Origin of the sequence: Dietzia sp. DQ12-76, from assembly GCF_014145045.1 — a bacterium.
Lineage (GTDB): Bacteria > Actinomycetota > Actinomycetes > Mycobacteriales > Mycobacteriaceae > Dietzia.
In genome coordinates, this window is sequence record NZ_JAALDV010000183.1 from 1 (window position 1) to 2438 (window position 2438).

A 2438-nucleotide genomic window follows, 5' to 3' on the forward strand; every position below is an offset into this window, starting at 1 on the left:
GCCGGTGCGGCAGGAGGATCTCGGCGTCGACGCCGCGGGAGTCCCGGACCGTGGCGCGTCGCCAGAACCCGTTGGTCACCCCGGTGGCGACGACCGCGACGTCGTACCGCACCTCGGCGACCGAGCCCTCACCTGCTGCGCCGTCCACGAGGCTCACGCGCACGACACGGTTCTCGGTGTCGAGGGCGGTCGCGCTGCCGTGCACGATCCGCACCCGGTCGAGGCCGCGGAACCGGCGGTAGGCGATGCGATAGTCGCGCGTCCACGCCTCCGGCCGGGCTAGCCGCAGACCCAGCTCCTGACCGCTGACGAACTCCGGCGTGGCGCTGATGGCCACGACGTCGCCGAGTGTCCGGAGCGCGATCGCGGTGAGGACGCCGGTGTCCCCGAGTCCGACCACGACGATCCGGAGGCGGCTCACGCGGAGGTGGTGGTCCGGCTCTTCTCGGGCGGGAGTTTCCTGGGCGGGCGGGGGATGAACAGCGACACCCGCTCCACCACGCGCGTGTACTCGGGCCGCCGCTCGAGGCTCCGCTGCTCCATCATCGGGATGCTCACGGCCAGGAACATCGTCACCATGGCAGCGGTGCCCACCAAGACCCACCATGCGCCGGGCCAGGCCGCGAGCCCGAACAGGCCCATGGAGAACCAGATGCCGCACTCGCCGAAGTAGTTGGGGTGCCGGGACCACGACCACACGCCGGTGTCCATGACCTGCCCGGGAGTGCGCGTGGCGATGAAGCGGTGCATCTGGAGGTCGGCGACGGTCTCGAGGGCCAGCGCGGCCAGGCCGACGCCGAAGGCCACGAAGTCGAGCCAGCCGAGCGGCTCACCGGCGCGGGTCGCCACCACGTAGACGGGGATGAGCCCGGCGAAGACCTGCAGGGTCGGGAAGACGTGGATGCCCATGAGGTCGGCCACGAACTCGAACCGCCCGGCCCGCTCGCGGACCATCGGGTAGCGCCAGTCCTCGTGGTGCATGCCGGGAAAGGTGCGGATCCAGTTGAGGGTCAGGCGCACCGCCCAGGCCAGCAGGACGGTCATCATGAGCCACCAGCGGACGTCGTTCACGCCCGCGTCGGCCGCGATCCACCAGTAGAACGCCAGCAGCGGCGGGATGACCGACCAATAGGCGTCGTAGAACGTGGAGTTCCCGTAGAAGCGGCTGAAAGCAAAGATGACGAGGGTCGCGATGAGATCGGCGATCAGACCGTCGAGCAACAGCTGGCCGGTGCCCGGCCCCCACAGCAGCCACGCCAACCCGGCGCCGATGGCGATGACATAAGCGATCCCGACCCGCAGGAGCGACGCAGCTTGACTCATGTCAGGAAGCGTAATGACCGTTCTGCGCAGGGACCGGAGGAACGGTGAGATGCGGTGGGGCGCTGGTGGGGCCGGGGCTCACGGCACGAACCGGTACCCGCGCCCGGGCTCGGTGATTAGGTGCCGGGGGGCGGCCGAGTCGTCCTCGAGTTTGCGGCGCAGCTGGGCCATGTACACCCGCAGGTAGTGGGTCTCCTTCTGGTACCCCTCGCCCCAGACCGCGCGGAGGATCTCCTGCTGGGTGACCAGCCTGCCGGGGTTGCGCGCGAGGATCTCCAGCACTCCCCACTCGGTGGGGGTGAGGTGCAGCGTCTGGCCGTGGCGGGTCACCGTGGAGGTGCGGAAGTCGATGGTGAACCCGGGGGTCTCGACCATCGCCTGGCCCGGCGAGTCCGCCCTGCTCGCCCGGCGCAGGGCGGCGCGGACGCGGGCGAAGAACTCGTCCATGGCGAACGGCTTGGTCACGTAGTCGTCGGCGCCCGCGTCCAGGGCCTGGACCTTGTCGGAGGAGTCGGGGCGCGCGGACAGGACCAGGACCGGGGCCCGCGACCACCCCTGCAGACCGTGGAGCACGTGGATCCCGTCGAGGTCCGGCAGTCCCAGGTCCAGGATGATCAGGTCGGGGTCGCAGTCGGCCGCGCGGGACAGCGCCTCGGCCCCCGTCTCCGCGGTCACCACGGTCATGCCCCGCGCCCGGAAGTTGATCCGCAGGGCGCGCAGGAGCTGGGCGTCGTCGTCCACCACGAGCACGGTCGGGCTCATCCGGACTCACCCTCGCTGGCGCCTTCACGCTCGGAGTCGCGGCAGGCGGGCAGGTCCACTTCCACCGTGGTGCCGCCGCCCGGGGTCTCGTCGATCGACACGGTGCCGCCCATCGCCTCCACGAAGCCCCGGACCACCGAGAGCCCCAGGCCGATCCCGGAGGAGGCATTGGTGTCGCCTTCCCGGTGGAACGAGTGCAGGACCGCATCCCGTGACGGGGCGGCGATCCCCTCGCCGTCGTCCGCCACCGCGATGAGCGTGCGGGCGCGGCCGGCATCCCACAACGTGCGCGCGGTCAACCGGACCGCGGACTCCGGGGCGTGCCGTAGCGCGTTGTCCAGCAGGTTCCCCAG

Annotated in this window: 3 protein-coding genes and 1 pseudogene; all 4 read right to left on the minus strand. The window is 71.1% G+C overall.

The annotated features are described in order from the left end of the window. Window positions 1–421, minus strand: a pseudogene (locus tag G6019_RS07585) (pyridine nucleotide-disulfide oxidoreductase); the annotation flags it as partial. After that, window positions 418–1323, minus strand: a complete 906-nt coding sequence (locus G6019_RS07590) for a DUF1295 domain-containing protein (protein WP_107757267.1) — start codon at window positions 1321–1323, stop codon at window positions 418–420. The pseudogene G6019_RS07585 and the gene G6019_RS07590, both read right to left, overlap by 4 nt. A gap of 78 nt (window positions 1324–1401) precedes the next feature. After that, a complete protein-coding gene (locus G6019_RS07595) occupies window positions 1402–2085 on the minus strand; it encodes a response regulator (protein ID WP_182627328.1) in 684 nt (227 codons plus the stop codon). Next, the coding region (locus G6019_RS07600) for a sensor histidine kinase (RefSeq protein WP_182627330.1) at window positions 2082–2438 on the minus strand (357 nt) is incomplete at its 5' end. The genes G6019_RS07595 and G6019_RS07600, both read right to left, overlap by 4 nt.